Origin of the sequence: Nitratireductor sp. OM-1, assembly GCF_003296175.1 — a bacterium.
Classification (GTDB): domain Bacteria; phylum Pseudomonadota; class Alphaproteobacteria; order Rhizobiales; family Rhizobiaceae; genus Nitratireductor; species Nitratireductor aquimarinus.
The window spans coordinates 1,382,423-1,396,393 of sequence record NZ_CP029208.1 but is presented as its reverse complement, the minus strand read 5'-3'; the positions used below and the strand labels follow the sequence as shown (position 1 = coordinate 1,396,393).

13 protein-coding genes and 1 other RNA gene are annotated in these 13,971 nt (G+C 62.7%); 6 read left to right on the top strand and 8 right to left on the bottom strand.

Annotated features, from left to right (window positions below; all coding sequences use genetic code 11):
* Nucleotides 1-9 precede the first annotated feature (9 nt).
* The 4 genes from DEJ54_RS06640 to rpsU all read left to right on the top strand — a co-directional run bounded on the left by DEJ54_RS06640 (nt 10) and on the right by rpsU (nt 3,477).
* Nucleotides 10-1,680: a nitrite/sulfite reductase gene (locus DEJ54_RS06640; RefSeq protein WP_113153872.1), complete on the top strand. Its 1,671-nt coding sequence runs from the start codon at nt 10-12 to the stop codon at nt 1,678-1,680.
* Entirely contained in the window at nt 1,655-2,422 is a 768-nt protein-coding gene (locus DEJ54_RS06635) for a phosphoadenylyl-sulfate reductase (protein WP_113153871.1), read from the top strand. The genes DEJ54_RS06640 and DEJ54_RS06635 overlap by 26 nt, the downstream gene beginning before the upstream one ends.
* A 9-nt stretch (nt 2,423-2,431) precedes the next feature.
* On the top strand, nt 2,432-2,953 hold the full coding sequence (locus DEJ54_RS06630) for a DUF934 domain-containing protein (RefSeq protein ID WP_113153870.1): 522 nt from the start codon (nt 2,432-2,434) through the stop codon (nt 2,951-2,953).
* A 296-nt stretch (nt 2,954-3,249) separates the two neighbouring features.
* Nucleotides 3,250-3,477: a 30S ribosomal protein S21 gene (rpsU, locus tag DEJ54_RS06625; protein WP_113153869.1), complete on the top strand. Its 228-nt coding sequence runs from the start codon at nt 3,250-3,252 to the stop codon at nt 3,475-3,477.
* 656 nt (nt 3,478-4,133) lie between these two features.
* On the opposite strand, the gene DEJ54_RS06615 is transcribed toward rpsU, so the two are convergent.
* The 7 genes from DEJ54_RS06615 to ffs all read right to left on the bottom strand — a co-directional run bounded on the left by DEJ54_RS06615 (nt 4,134) and on the right by ffs (nt 11,190).
* Nucleotides 4,134-5,591, bottom strand: a complete 1,458-nt coding sequence (locus DEJ54_RS06615) for an aldehyde dehydrogenase family protein (RefSeq protein ID WP_204360860.1) — start codon at nt 5,589-5,591, stop codon at nt 4,134-4,136.
* Nucleotides 5,592-5,871: 280 nt separating this feature from the next.
* Complete coding sequence (locus tag DEJ54_RS06610; RefSeq protein WP_113153867.1) at nt 5,872-6,270, bottom strand: Kazal-type serine protease inhibitor domain-containing protein; 399 nt, start codon at nt 6,268-6,270, stop codon at nt 5,872-5,874.
* A 138-nt stretch (nt 6,271-6,408) separates the two neighbouring features.
* Nucleotides 6,409-7,638, bottom strand: coding sequence for a lytic murein transglycosylase (locus DEJ54_RS06605; protein WP_113153866.1), 1,230 nt, complete (start codon nt 7,636-7,638; stop codon nt 6,409-6,411).
* A gap of 347 nt (nt 7,639-7,985) precedes the next feature.
* Nucleotides 7,986-8,591 (bottom strand): recombination mediator RecR, encoded by a 606-nt coding sequence (gene recR / locus DEJ54_RS06600; protein WP_113153865.1) that lies wholly within the window; start codon nt 8,589-8,591, stop codon nt 7,986-7,988.
* Nucleotides 8,592-8,749: 158 nt separating this feature from the next.
* A complete protein-coding gene (locus tag DEJ54_RS06595) occupies nt 8,750-9,073 on the bottom strand; it encodes a YbaB/EbfC family nucleoid-associated protein (protein ID WP_113153864.1) in 324 nt (107 codons plus the stop codon).
* A 17-nt stretch (nt 9,074-9,090) separates the two neighbouring features.
* Nucleotides 9,091-10,965, bottom strand: coding sequence for a DNA polymerase III subunit gamma/tau (locus DEJ54_RS06590; protein ID WP_113153863.1), 1,875 nt, complete (start codon nt 10,963-10,965; stop codon nt 9,091-9,093).
* 128 nt (nt 10,966-11,093) lie between these two features.
* Nucleotides 11,094-11,190, bottom strand: an RNA gene (gene ffs, locus DEJ54_RS06585) — signal recognition particle sRNA small type.
* 483 nt (nt 11,191-11,673) lie between these two features.
* Here ffs and DEJ54_RS06580 point away from each other — a divergent pair.
* Entirely contained in the window at nt 11,674-12,093 is a 420-nt protein-coding gene (locus DEJ54_RS06580) for an HIT family protein (protein WP_113153862.1), read from the top strand.
* Between the two features lie 30 nt (nt 12,094-12,123).
* Complete coding sequence (gene nudC / locus DEJ54_RS06575) at nt 12,124-13,074, top strand: NAD(+) diphosphatase (protein WP_113153861.1); 951 nt, start codon at nt 12,124-12,126, stop codon at nt 13,072-13,074.
* A 25-nt stretch (nt 13,075-13,099) separates the two neighbouring features.
* On the opposite strand, the gene DEJ54_RS06570 is transcribed toward nudC, so the two are convergent.
* Complete coding sequence (locus DEJ54_RS06570; protein WP_113153860.1) at nt 13,100-13,969, bottom strand: prephenate dehydratase; 870 nt, start codon at nt 13,967-13,969, stop codon at nt 13,100-13,102.
* Nucleotides 13,970-13,971: the final 2 nt, after the last annotated feature.

Genomic DNA, 13,971 nt, shown 5'->3' with positions numbered 1-13,971 from the left:
CCACGTCCCATGTACCGTTACGACGAATTCGATCATGCCTTCGTGCAGGCCCGCGTTGCAGAGTTTCGCGACCAGGTGGAGCGCCGCCTTTCCGGCGAGCTGACGGAAGACCAGTTCAAGCCGTTAAGGCTGATGAACGGCGTCTATCTTCAGCTTCACGCCTACATGCTGCGCATCGCCATTCCCTATGGCTCGCTGACCGCGCGCCAGATGCGCAGGCTGGCCCATATCGCGCGCACCTATGACAAGGGCTATGGCCATTTCACCACGCGCCAGAACCTGCAGTTCCACTGGCCGAAGCTGACCGACATTCCGCGTGTGCTCGAAGAGCTGGCGGAGGTGGAAATGCACGCCATCCAGACCTCCGGCAACTGCATTCGCAATGTGACGGCAGACCATTTTGCAGGCGCCGCCGCAGACGAGGTGGCGGACCCGCGCCCCTATGCGGAGATCCTGCGGCAATGGTCGTCGCTCCATCCGGAGTTCTCCTATCTGCCGCGCAAGTTCAAGATTGCCGTGACGGGCGCAGAGCGCGACCGCGCCGCCATCGAGGTGCACGACATCGGCCTGCACCTGAAAAAGAATGAGGAAGGCGCGCTGGGCTTTGCCGTGTTCGTCGGCGGTGGCCTTGGCCGCACACCCATGGTCGCCAAGAAGATCCGCGACTTCCTGCCAGAGCAGGACCTGCTCTCCTATGTGACGGCGATCCTGCGCGTTTACAATCTGAACGGACGCCGCGACAACAAGTACAAGGCGCGCATCAAGATTCTGGTGCACGAGACCGGGACCGGCGAACTGACAGCGCAGGTGGAAAAGGAATTCGCCGCGCTGAAGGAAAGCGAGCTGAAGCTCCCCGATGCCGACATTCGCGCCATCGAGACCTATTTCGCGCCCCCGAAGCTCAAACCCCGCCCGGAAGGCGACGCAGCGGTGAGCAGTGCAGTCAAGACCGATCCCGGCTTTGCCGACTGGCTGCGCCGCAATGCGCACACACACCGTAACCCCGACTATGCCTCCGTGACCGTGTCGCTCAAGGGCATTGGCGAGGTGCCGGGCGACGCCACCGATGCACAGATGGACGCCATTGCGGATCTGGCGGAGCGGTACGGCAATGACGAAATCCGCGTGAGCCATGAGCAGAACCTGATCCTGCCCCATGTGGCGCGCGCCGATCTTCCTGCGGTTCATGCGAAACTTGTCGAGATCGGTCTTGCGACCTCCAATGCCGGTCTCATCACCGACATCATCGCCTGCCCCGGCCTCGATTACTGCGCGCTCGCCAATGCCCGCTCCATTCCGGTGGCGCAGGAGATTTCGCAGCGTTTCGCCACGCAGGCCCGGCAGGACGAGATCGGCGATCTGCAAATCAAGATTTCAGGCTGCATCAATGCCTGCGGCCATCACCATGTCGGCCATATCGGCATTCTGGGCGTCGAGAAGAAGGGCACGGAGCTCTATCAGGTGACGCTTGGCGGTTCGGCGCGTGAGGGCTCGACCATCGGCGAGATCATCGGGCGCGGCTTTGCGCCGGAGGAAATCACCGACGCGGTGGAAACCATTGTCGACACCTATCTCGCAAAACGCGAAAACCGCGATGAAACCTTCCTCGAAGCCTATCGCCGGCTCGGACCGGCGCCGTTCAAGGAGGCGCTTTATGGCCACGAAGCCAAGGCAGCTTGACCGCGACTTTGCCGCCAGTGGCGACACGGGCGACCTCGCGGCTGCGCTGAACCTGCGTTACGGACACCTGCCCGCCGAGGAGATCATTGCCGTGGCAATCGATCTCTTTGCGGATGCGGGCGGCATTGCCGCCACATCTTCCTTCGGTGCCGATTCCGCAGCGCTGCTTCACCTGATCGCAGAAGCTGCTCCCGGCCTGCCGATCACCTTCCTCGACACCGGCCAGCATTTTGGCGAAACGCTTGAATACCGCGATCAGCTCGCGGACGATCTGGGCCTGACCAATATCGAGATCATCAGGCCGCTTGAGGATGCTCTTGCCGCTGGCGACCCCGATGGCATCCTGCACCAGAGTGACACCGACCGCTGCTGCGCGATCCGCAAGGTGGAGCCCATGGCCCGCGCCATCGCGCCCTATCGCGCCTGGTTCACCGGCCGCAAGCGCGGTCAGGCTTCTACCCGCGCCGAGATGCCGGTGTTCGAGGCCGTTGGTCCGCGCATCCGCGTCAACCCGCTGGCGCGCTGGTCGACCGAAGACCAGGCCGCCTACATGCGCCGGCACGGACTGCGCCAGAACCCGCTGGTGGCATTCGGCTATCTGTCGATCGGCTGTTTTCCCTGCACGAGCCCCGTGAAGCCTGGCGAAGACCCGCGTTCGGGCCGCTGGGCCGCTCAGGCCAAGACCGAATGCGGCATCCATCTGCCCGGCCTCGAAGACACGCTTTCGACGGCATCGGGATAGGAGTTTTTCATGAACACGACCGATATTCGCCTCTGGACCGCAGACGGCTTTCAGGACGACCGCTGGCAGAAGGCCGAAGACGGTTCGGCTCTTGATGACAGCGCGCATGTGATCCTGTCACTTGCAGCCTTTCTCGATCTTGACGACGAAACACGCACAAAGGCGGCCGACCGCATTGGCGTGGAGCTTCAGCCAGGCGATGCGCTGGACGCGCTCCTGCCGCATCTTGCGCGTCTGCCGCTGGTGGCGCTCGCCTTTCCCGCCTTCAATGACGGACGCAGCTATTCCAAGGCCGAACTCCTGCGCACACGCCATGGCTATCGCGGTGAGATCCGCGCCACGGGCGATGTGTTGATCGATCAGGTCGCGCATATGCTTCGGGTCGGCTTCTCCAGCCTGGAAATCGCCAATCCGCGCACGCTGGAGCAGCTCCAGTCCGGCCGGGAAGCGGGCATTCCGCTTTACTACCAGCCGGCGGCGAAAGCGGCCGCGGCACCCGGCTCCTATGCATGGCGGCGGGTTTCGGTCTGACCCCCCCCGGAATCAGGACTGCAAATCACGGTTATCGCGCTGTTTTGCGGGATTTTGGCTCGCTTTTCAGGGGATTATCCCTATATTAAGACCTCAGGGGTGCATTCGGCAGAACTTCTGTTATGGTGCGCCACATCTTGAGTCGCCCCTTTGACGGGCGCTTTTGCATCTCTGCGCCGGCTGATGCCAGGCTCCCGCACCGATGTGGAATAAGATTGAACGTGAGTTGCCCTTCGCGCTTTCGAGCGCCCTGGCCAGGCTCAATCACTGAAACGCCAACTGAAGAAGGAAGTCCATTGCAGGTTATCGTTCGCGACAACAATGTCGATCAGGCCCTCAAAGTGCTCAAGAAAAAGCTCCAGCGCGAGGGTGTTTTCCGGGAAATGAAAGCCCGTCGTTCTTATGAAAAGCCGTCGGAGAAGCGCGCACGCCAGCGTGCCGAAGCTGTCCGCCGCGCTCGCAAGCTGGCCCGCAAGCAGGCTCAGCGCGAAGGCCTTCTGCCGAAGAAGCGCCGCGCAGCCTAAGGGCTGATGCCAGGCAAGCCTGGTTTTTGTGAATTTACGAGACAGGGACGGTGCGGCTTTGGCCCCGTCCCTGTTTTGTTTTTTGGATTATGGGATTGCCCTGCGCCCACCCGGATGCATTGCAATCGGTCCAAGCCATTGATGGCGCATCGGAATAATCGGATTACACGTTTCGTCCCGATGCCCGGGTCGGCAGTTCAGCCTGCGCGGCTTTCGGCTTCGTCCAGCTTTCCCAAAAGATCCTGAAATTCGTCCGGAATTTCCGAATCCAGCGAGAAATGCGGCAATTTGTTCAGAAACCGCGTGTTTTCGGGCTGACCAAGACGCTGCCTGACACTGCGCGCAGTGTCAGCGCGATATGCGTCGCTCCGGCGCTCCTGTCGTTTGTCCTGTTGCGTCATTGTCCTTGCTCGATGTTGCAAATCGCACTCGTGAGATAAAATCCCGAGTTGTGGATTTGTTCCGAGAAATGAGGCGCTTCAGCCACATTCAGGCAACAGGGTAAACTTTTCCTAAAATTGTAAACACCGCCCAAAACACCGGGAATTTGGTGTCTTTGGGACGTGACAGCATGATCGAAAAAGCGATACGGACGCCGCGCCGGGGATGCCGCCACCAAAGATGGCGACATCGGTATTCTGTCAGCGTCCTGACGATCAGGGCTGCGTGTAGGCGGTCTTCACCGTGGTGTAGAACTCGACAGCATAACGCCCCTGCTCACGCGAGCCGAAGCTCGAGCCCTTGGTGCCGCCGAACGGCGCATTATAGTCGACGCCGGCGGTCGGCAGATTGACCATGACCATGCCAGCCTGGGACTTCTGCTTGAAGTCGCTCGCATATTTCAGCGAGGTCGTGCAGATGCCCGAGGAAAGGCCGAAGCTGGTGTCATTGGCGACGTGCAGCGCTTCCTCGTAATCCTTCACGCGGACGACGCTGGCGACCGGGCCGAAGACCTCTTCACGGTTGATGCGCATATCGTTGCGGGTGTCGGTGAAGAGCGCCGGCGCCATGTAGAAGCCGGGCTTGTCGAGCGTCAGGCGCTCGCCGCCAAAGGCAAGCCTGCCGCCTTCCTGGCCGGCGATCTCCACATAGGAGAGATCCTGCTCAAGCTGCTTCTCATCGACCACCGGCCCCATCTGGGTCCTGGGGTCGAGCGCATCACCAACCACAAGCGCCTTGAGCTTGTCGGTGAGCGCGGAGACGAACCGGTCGTGAATGCCATCGGCCACGACAAGACGGCTGGAAGCGGTGCAGCGCTGGCCGGTGGAGAAGAATGCGCCATTGAGCGCGGCCGCGACCGCCACATCCAGATCGGCATCGTCGAGAACCACCAGCGGGTTCTTGCCGCCCATTTCGAGCTGCACCTTCTTGAGATGCTGTCCGCAGGCAGCGGCGATGCCACGGCCGGTGGGCACGGAACCGGTGAAGGAGATGGCGCGAACCTTGGGGTTCTCGATCATGCGCGGGCCAAGCTCGGAACCGCGACCGGCAACCATGTTGAACACGCCTTCCGGCAGACCGGCGCGGGACAGGATCTCCGCCAGCGCCCATGCCGAACCCGGCACCAGCTCGGCCGGCTTGAGCACGATCGTGTTGCCATAGGCAAGCGCGGGCGCGATCTTCCAGGCGGGAATGGCGATGGGGAAGTTCCACGGGGTGATGAGACCGATCACGCCCATCGGCTCGCGGCGCATGTCCACCTCGACGCCCGGACGGATGGAATCGAGGCGTTCACCCGGCAGTCGAAGGGCTTCGCCGGCAAAGAACTTGAACACCTGACCGGCGCGCACAACCTCGCCAATGCCTTCCGGCAGGATCTTGCCTTCCTCACGCGAAAGCAGGTGGCCGAGCTCGTCCTTGCGGGCGATGATCTCATTGCCGACAGCATCCAGAATGTCGAAGCGCTGCTGCGGCGTGGAACGCCCCCAGCCTGGCGCGGCATCATGTGCGGCGTCGATGGCGCGGTCGAGATCCGCAGCGCCGGAGCGCGCCGCCAGGCCCACCACATCGCGCGTGTCCGACGGATTGATGTTCTCGACCTGGCTGTCGCCGTCAATCCATTCGCCGGCAATGTAGTTTTTGAAATGCATGCTGCCCGTTTCGGTTAGCGCCATTGGTGGAATACCCCCGCTTATCTCAGTTTGGTTGGTCCGGAGCCTAACCCAGGCAGGGCAGGCCAGTCATGCGATGCTTCGTTATGCCAGCCTGCCATTTGCGCATGAAACCTGAGCGGAAATGCCGGAAGCACCGGCGCGGGCCAAGGCCCGCACAAAAGAAAACGCGGGTGAAGCTGCCCGCCTCACCCGCGCCTGCGTTTTTCAGTGCTGATTTCTGTGCTGATTTCTGTGCCGGCAGCCTTTCTGGGAAAGCGGCGCGGCTGAACGCTCCGTCAGATCAGCACTGGCCGGGACGAACGATCCGGTAGCCGGCGGCCTGTGCCGAGCAGGCATTGCCGAAGGTGCGGCGCTGGCCGTTCTTGCGTGCGCATACCGGGCGGTATTCGCGGGTGCAGATCTGCGGACGCCCGGGCCGGTCGGACTGGGCCCGGCACTCGCCCGGCCGAACGATGCGATAGCCGGCGGCGCGCGCCGTGCAGGCATTGGCAAAGGTGCGCTGACGATCACCCCGCCGCGCACAGACCGGCTGGAATTCCATCGTGCAGACCTGCGGGCGATCCGGACGCGGTGGACGCGGACGGTTCGGCCCCTCTTCAACAACCACCGTACAGCTCGTCAGAATGACGGCTGCGCCCGCAAGCGCGCCGACACGGGACAGAATTTTTGCAACAGACACCGCGAGACCCTCTCTCTTTCAAATATTGACGCCGGCTCCCGGCGCAATCCCCATGCGCAGATTAGACGATTTTGAAGAAGTCACCAGTGTATCGAGAGATGCTATGCTTCCGGCCCGCAGCCGAAGACGGCTCTACTGCTATTGCAGGCGGCGCACGGTCTGGCTTTCGGGGAAGCAGGTCGGAGAGACCCCGTTTTTCTGCTGCCACTCGCCGATGGAGCGGCGCGTCTTGAAGCCGACCAGACCATCGGCCCCGCCGACATCGTAGCCAAGCCTTTCAAGCCCGCGCTGCATGCCCGCCACATCGCTGCGATTGAAGCCGCCGACACGGCCCCACGAGGTGGCGAATTCATTGTTGCCATACATGATGCGGTCGCCCGCATGGCCCACGAAAAGCGCGTAGAGGTCGCTCTCGTTGTAGTCCTTGAGGCGGTAGAAATTGGGCGTGACGATGAAGGCCGGACCAAAGCGGCCGGCAGGCATCATCAGATAGCCCTTGCCGCGCAGCTCATGCCCGGGAAACGCCTTGCCGCCAACCCGGCGAACGCCGAGCGCCTGCCAGTCTGCAATGCTCTTGCCGCGATCCGGGCCCTCGAGCGCGCAGGAAACGCCCTGCGGAACAGTCACTTCAAAGCCCCAGTCGCGCCCGCGCACCCAGCCATGCTGCGCCAGGTAATTGGCGATGGAGGCAAGCGTGTCGGCCTGCGAATTCCAGATGTCGGCGCTGCCATTGCCATCGCCATCGACGGCATATTTCAGGTAGGAAGTGGGCATGAACTGCGGCTGGCCCATGGCGCCGGCCCAGGATGAGCGCATGGCGCGGGGCGAGACGCCGCGACGCTCCACCATTTCGAGCGCTGCCAGAACCTCTTCGCGGAACATCGCCTTGCGGGTGGCGAGAAAGGCCTTGGTGCCGAGAACCTCGAATGCGTCATAAGGGATTTTTGCCCCGCCAAAGCCGGATTCCCGCCCCCAGACGGCGAGCACGACGCCGCGCGGAACGCCATAGCGCTTTTCGATGGCCGACAGCACGCCATTGAGCTTTCCAGCCCGCGCGCGCCCGCCGGAGACGACGCCCCCGATATGCTTGAAATAGGCCGATGGCGCACGGAACTCCGCCTGATGCTGCCTGTCGCTGCGCGGTTTGCTCTCGCCCGGCAAAACGAGGTCCGGCAGTTTCAGATTGGGCGACACATTCGCGAAGGCGGCGTTGAATGTGTTGGCCGAAATGCCCCGGCGCTGCGCCTCCGGCCACAGATCGCTGGCGAGCCAGTTGCGGAACTGCGCCTCAACGGACTGCGCCGCAGCCGCGCCCGCGGCAAGCAAAACGCTCAGAATGACAAGAAGGCGGATCATGCGCTGGAACATCAAGGCGTCTCTCCCGTCGCCGCAATGGGCGTTTGATCGTCTGATAGCATGGTAGCGGCACAACCGCCGCGCTGGCTAGATCGCGTCCACTTCTCGTTGAATCGTGAAAACGCTCTCATTCATTGGTCTGGTGCAATTCCGGGCGCCGACTTAGAGGGCCCCCTTCTCCCCGCACGCAGAGAGAAGGTGAGGATGAGGGGCGAGCGCAAAGTTCTGCGAACCCACAATGCGGCTAGATTTTCACGCACGGCGTCAGCCCCTCATCCCCCTGCCGGGACCTTCTCCCCGCTTGCGGGGAGAAGGAAGCCGTCATTCAGCCAGAGTGTTTCCGCTTTTCGGTCCCATCCCTAGAAACTGGTGCGCGATTTGAGCGCTGCCGACAGCGTTCCCTCGTCGAGATAGTCGAGTTCGCCACCCACCGGCACGCCGTGGGCAAGGCGCGTGACCTTGATTTCCATCCCTGCCACCTGATCGGTGATGTAATGGGCGGTGGTCTGCCCCTCGACCGTCGCATTGACGGCAAGAATGAGCTCGGACACCCCGCCTTCGGAAACCCGGCTGACGAGCCCCGCAATATTGAGATCGCCCGGCCCGACGCCATCGAGCGGCGACAGCGTGCCGCCAAGCACGTGATAGCGTGCGCTCATCGCGCCGGCGCGCTCAAGCGCCCAGAGATCCGACACATCCTCGACAACGATGATGGTGCTGCCATCGCGGCGCGGATCGGTGCAGATGGTGCAGGGATCGTGCGTATCGACATTGCCGCAGGTGGAGCAGATGCGGACTTTGTCCAGCGCATCCGACATGGCGGCAGTGAGCGGCGCGAAGAGCTGATCCTTTTTCTTGATCAGATGCAGCGCCGCACGCCGGGCCGAGCGCGGCCCGAGCCCCGGCACACGCGCCAGAAGCTGGATAAGACGCTCGATTTCAGGCCCGGCGATGGATTTTGACATGCAAGGATACCATTGAGGGGCTGATCCGATTGCGGATCAACGCCCGTTCTCCTGTCCTGGAGCGCCGTGCGTCCATTCGGACGCACAAAGGACGCTCTAACCTATTGAATCCACGCATCGTGCTTTCCGAAAATCAATCCCGATTTTCGGGGCGATGCCTAGAAAGGCAGCTTCATGCCCGGAGGAATGGGCAGGCCAGCCGTCATTTCCTGGGTCTTTTCCTGCATGGTGGCTTCGAGCTTGGTCTTCGCATCGTTGTGCGCCGCCAGAATCAGGTCCTCGAGGATCTCCACATCGTCTTCCTTGAAGAGCGACGGGTCGATCTTGAGCGCCTTCATCTCGGACTTGCCGCTAAGCGTTACCGTGACGGAGCCGCCGGCAGCCTGGCCCTGGACTTCCATCTGGGCCATTTCTTCCTGCATGGCCTGAAACTTGGCCTGCATCTCCTTGGCCTTGCCCATAAGGCCCATCAGATCGCGCATTTTGGTCTCCAATTCATTCAGAAATCGTCGTCGTCATCATCATCCAGATCGACCGCCTCGACGGGACCGGATGCATCGTCGATCGCATCCGGGTCGGTCGCGTCGGGGATGCGGATATCGATGATCTTAGAGCCGGGAAACTTGTCCAGAATGGCTGCGACGGCGGGGTCCGCCTTCGCGTCGGCCATGGCGCTCTCGCGCCGCCCCTCTTCCACCTCGGAAAGCGTGGGGCCGCCGGCCTCGCTGGAAAGCATGACGATCCAGCGCCGCCCGGTCCACTCCTTGAGCCGGTTGGTCAGGTCGCCCATCAGCGTTTTGGGCGCATCGGCGGCGAGATTGACCTCAAGCCGGCCGGGCTCGATCGAGACGAGGCGCACATAGCTCTTGAAGCGAACCTTGAACGCCATGTCGCGATTGGCGTCGGCCAGCTTTGCAATGTCTTCAAGCGAGCGCAGCGGCACGGCATCCGCCTCGGCCTCTTCATGCACGGCCTGCTGCTGCATGGGCGCAGGCGCGCTTTCGGGCGCGGACTGGACGAGACGCATGGTCTGGCCGCCGCCACCGCCGGACACGGAAACATGCTGCGCGGCGACCGCCGAACCCATTGCGCCGCCGCCGCCAGCGCCCCCACCAGCGCCCCCACCAGCACCATTGCCCGAAGGCGCAGGCGCGCCATGGCCGGAGGGCTGGCCCTGACCATTGCCGGCAGGCATGTCGTCGAGCCGCTTCATCGCTTCATCGAGCGTCGGCAGATTGGCTGCGTGGGCGATGCGGATCAGCACCATCTCGCCGGCGGCCACCGGCCGGCCGGAAGACTGCACTTCCTGAATGCCCTTGAGCAGCATCTGCCAGGCGCGCGAGAGAACACGCACGGACAGCGTTTTGGAAAATTCGAGGCCGCGGGCGCGCTCGTCTTCCGACAACGAGGCGTCTTCAGCCGCCTCGGGCACGAAGCGCAGCCGCGTGACCAGATGATTGAATTCGGCGAGATCGTTCAGCACGGTCGCCGGGTCTGCGCCGACATCGTATTGCGCGCGGAACTCGGCCAACGCGGCGGCGACATCGCCCTTCATCAGGTTTTCGAACAGGCCGATGATGCGGCTGCGATCCGCCAGTCCCAGCATGTCACGCACGGTTTCCGCCGTGACCTGGCCGGAGGAATGGGCAATCGCCTGATCGAAGATCGACTGGGCGTCACGCATCGAGCCTTCGGACGCGCGCGCGATCATCGCCAGCGCCTCGTCTTCCGCCTCCACGCCCTCCAGCCCGCCGATGCGGGCGAGGTCTGCCTTGATCATGGCTGCATCGATGCGGCGCAGATCAAAGCGCTGGCAGCGCGACAGGATGGTGATCGGAACCTTGCGGATTTCCGTCGTCGCGAAGATGAACTTCACATGCGGCGGCGGCTCCTCAAGCGTCTTCAACAGGCCGTTGAAGGCCTGATTGGAGAGCATGTGAACCTCATCGATGATGAAGACCTTGTAGCGCGCGGAGACCGGCGCGTAGCGCACCTGATCGATGATGTCGCGAATATCATCGATGCCGGTGTGCGAGGCCGCGTCCATCTCGACCACGTCGACGTGGCGGCCTTCGAGAATGGCGCGGCAATGCACGCCCTCAACGGTCAGATCGACCGTTGGCGCATCGATGGTGTCTGTCTTGTAGTTGAGCGCACGCGCCAGAATGCGCGCCGTCGTGGTCTTGCCCACACCGCGCACGCCGGTCAGCATCCACGCCTGCGCGATGCGCCCCGCGCCAAATGCATTGGTGAGCGTGCGGACCATCGGCTCCTGGCCGATCAGTCCCGTGAAATCGCTTGGACGGTACTTGCGGGCCAGAACCCTGTAGGCGCTGCCGGCCTTGTCGCTTGCGTTCGTGCCGGCGTCGGTCATTGCCCTGTCGCGCTCCGTGTTTTGCCCTGACGCTTCCAGTGTCCCCTTGGACGAGGTTGTGCGTCAATGGACAATCTGGACGGCAAGGCTGGATTCCGGTGAATGCGGCTTAGAAAAGCAAGAAGAAGGTGGGAGGCTGGCACGGCGACCCGTGCCTGGCTCGTTAGGGCTGCTTCCTTCCGGACCTGACCCGGTTGGCGAGTGGCTCGTCCACCACCAACCTCCCGGCCCCCATATCGGAAATTGTGAAGCCAAATGCAAGGGAGGAGTTTCGCTTTCCTGTCGATGACCGGCCGATTGCCCGCAACCGCCGCGCCCGCATCCGGGCCGGCCTACGGGTTAACCGAAACGGCGAACTGCCTGATATGCGCAATTATGCGGTATGAGGTGATTTCGCCCGACCGCAAAATACTCTAGGGTCAGGACCTACTAATATGGCCGCAATGGCGTTCGATAGACCAAGAGATGCCAGGAAAAGTCCGCAGAGCGGGGTCTTCCCCCGGTCAAGGGGTTTGACGCAGCAGATCGCCGGCCTATCGAGCGTCCTTCGGATCGGCCTGATTTGCACGGCTACTTTGTCGCAAGTCCTTGAAAGACGTGAAGTCTTCCTGCGGCCTTGCTTCGCGTATCCGCACAAATCAGGCCGACCATTGCGGTCATATTAGTAGGTCCTGACCCTAGCCTTGATTGTCATCATGAGGAAAAGCGATGCTGCCGGACGCCAAGCAGGGTTTCGAGCTCAATCCACGGCTGGAGGCTGAAAGCCTTCACGTTACATGGCTCGGCCTTTGCGAGCTGCGCCTTTGCGACGACCGTCGCTGGCCCTGGCTCATGCTGATTCCGCAGCGCCCCGGCGCGGAAGAGATTCACGAGCTGACCCCGCTCGATCAGGCCATGGTGAGCTTCGAGACCAATCTCGTCGCCCAGGCGCTCAAGGACATGACGGGCTGCACCAAGATCAACACCGCCGCCCTCGGCAATGTCGTCCGGCAACTGCACATCCATGTGGTTGCCCGCAATGAAGGCGACCCCGGCTGGCCCGGCCCCATCTGGGGCCATGGTGTGCGTGAGCCCTATCGCCGCGAAGACCTGCATCAGCTCGCCGAAACGATTCGCGGCAAACTCTGACCTTTTCCTGAAAACGGACTTCCCTCTTCCATGACCTTCCCATTTTTCGACGAACGGCGCGACGAAGCCAGCCAGCGCGTCGCCTTTTCCGGAAACAGCATCGACCGGCAATCCGAGGCGCGCACCGACGATGATGCGCTGAAGGCGCTCAGGGACGAACGGGCGCGCGTGATGCTTTTTGGCGAGGGACGGCTTTTCCTGCGGGTCGCTGGGGAAGACGCATTCGACCCGTATCTATCGCCGGCGGATCGGGCGGCCTGTGCACCCGATCTGGAGCGCGCGGTGCTTCTGGGGCATCAGGAAAGCGTGCCGGTTCTGGCCGTGCCGGCGACGGCGGACCCCGAGACATTGCCCGGCCACCTCAAGGCCATCGACTATCGCTCGATCTACATGCAGGGACTGCTGGACGCCGATGCGCTCGGCGCGATGGCGCAGGGCGCATCGCTTTTGGCGTGGCACGCCAATCACCGTTTTTGCGGGCGCTGCGGCAGCGAGAGCGAAATGCGCGACGGCGGCTACAAGCGGCACTGCCCGGCCTGCGGACGCGACCACTTTCCGCGCACCGACCCGGTGGTGATCATGCTGGCGGTCCGCGGCGAGCGCTGCCTCATGGGCCGCAGCCCCCATTTCGCTCCGGGGGTCGTGTCGTGCCTTGCCGGCTTCGTGGAGCCGGGCGAGACCATAGAAGCCGCCGTGCGCCGCGAAACACGCGAGGAATCAAACATCGAAGTCGGCACGGTCGCCTATCACGCCAGCCAGCCCTGGCCGTTTCCCTATTCGCTGATGATCGGCTGCTACGGCGAAGCCATGAGCGAGGAGATCGCCATGGACGAGAACGAGCTGGAGGAATGCCGCTGGTTTTCGCGCGCCGAAGTGCGCCAGATGCTCGAAGGCGCGCATCCCGGGGGCTACCGTGTGCCCCCGAAAGGCGCGATCGCCAACACGCTCATCCGCGACTGGGCGCTCGCGACGGAGAGCTAGAGCGCTTCCGCTTTTCCTGGAATTGCTAGTCCTCGTCTTCGCTCTGCATGGCGCGGAACGGGTGCCCTTCATAGACGCCCAGAATGCGCACTTCGCGTGAGAAGAAGCCAAGCTCTTCCAGCGCCAGCGCCACATTGCGGTCGTCCGGATGGCCCTGAACGTCTGCGTAGAACAGCGTCGAGAAGAACTTGCCGCCGAGCTGATAGCTCTCCAGCTTGGTCATGTTGACGCCATTGGTGGCGAAACCGCCCATCGCCTTGTAGAGCGCTGCCGGCACGTTGCGCACACGGAACACGAACGTGGTGACCATGGTCTGGTCAGGCGAGGAACGCGCGGCCCATTTCTGCTCCTTGGAGAGCACGACAAAACGGGTGACGTTGTTGTCCGTGTCCTCGACATTCTCCATGGCGATGTCGAGACCATAGAGATCGGCCGCCAGAAGCGGCGCCAGCGCAGCGTTGGAGCGCTCGCCCATCTCGGCCACAAGGCGTGCAGCGCCCGCCGTATCGCCGGCAACCATGCCCTTCCAGCGCTTGTTGCGGATTATCTCGCGACACTGCCCCAGCGCGTGGATGTGGCTGTAGACCGTCTTGATCTCCTCCGTTTTCACGCCCGGAAGAACCATGAGCTGAAAATGGATCGGCAGGAAATATTCGCCGACAATGTGCAGCTTGGAGCGCGGCAGGAGGTGGTGAATATCGGCAACGCGGCCGGCAATCGTGTTCTCGATCGGGATCATCGCCAGATCGGCAGCGCCCGTTTCGACCGCGTTGAAGCAGTCCTCGAATGTGGGACAGGGCAGCGGCTCCATGTCCGGAAACATGTTGCGGCAGGCCGTGTCTGAATTTGCACCGGGTTCGCCCTGGAAGGCGATCTTGTTGGTCTTGGCTGCCATCT

Bases quoted from the DNA above. Each gene is read 5' to 3' on its own strand.
- DEJ54_RS06580 (WP_113153862.1), top strand. From the start codon at position 11,674: ATGCTGCCGGACGCCAAGCAGGGTTTCGAGCTCAATCCACGGCTGGAG.
- recR (WP_113153865.1), bottom strand. From the start codon at position 8,591: ATGTCAAAATCCATCGCCGGGCCTGAAATCGAGCGTCTTATCCAGCTT.
- DEJ54_RS06640 (WP_113153872.1), top strand. From the start codon at position 10: ATGTACCGTTACGACGAATTCGATCATGCCTTCGTGCAGGCCCGCGTT.
- DEJ54_RS06615 (WP_204360860.1), bottom strand. From the start codon at position 5,591: ATGGCGCTAACCGAAACGGGCAGCATGCATTTCAAAAACTACATTGCC.
- nudC (WP_113153861.1), top strand. From the start codon at position 12,124: ATGACCTTCCCATTTTTCGACGAACGGCGCGACGAAGCCAGCCAGCGC.
- DEJ54_RS06590 (WP_113153863.1), bottom strand. From the start codon at position 10,965: ATGACCGACGCCGGCACGAACGCAAGCGACAAGGCCGGCAGCGCCTAC.
- DEJ54_RS06605 (WP_113153866.1), bottom strand. From the start codon at position 7,638: ATGTTCCAGCGCATGATCCGCCTTCTTGTCATTCTGAGCGTTTTGCTT.
- DEJ54_RS06635 (WP_113153871.1), top strand. From the start codon at position 1,655: ATGGCCACGAAGCCAAGGCAGCTTGACCGCGACTTTGCCGCCAGTGGC.
- DEJ54_RS06595 (WP_113153864.1), bottom strand. From the start codon at position 9,073: ATGCGCGATCTGATGGGCCTTATGGGCAAGGCCAAGGAGATGCAGGCC.
- DEJ54_RS06570 (WP_113153860.1), bottom strand. From the start codon at position 13,969: ATGGCAGCCAAGACCAACAAGATCGCCTTCCAGGGCGAACCCGGTGCA.
- DEJ54_RS06630 (WP_113153870.1), top strand. From the start codon at position 2,432: ATGAACACGACCGATATTCGCCTCTGGACCGCAGACGGCTTTCAGGAC.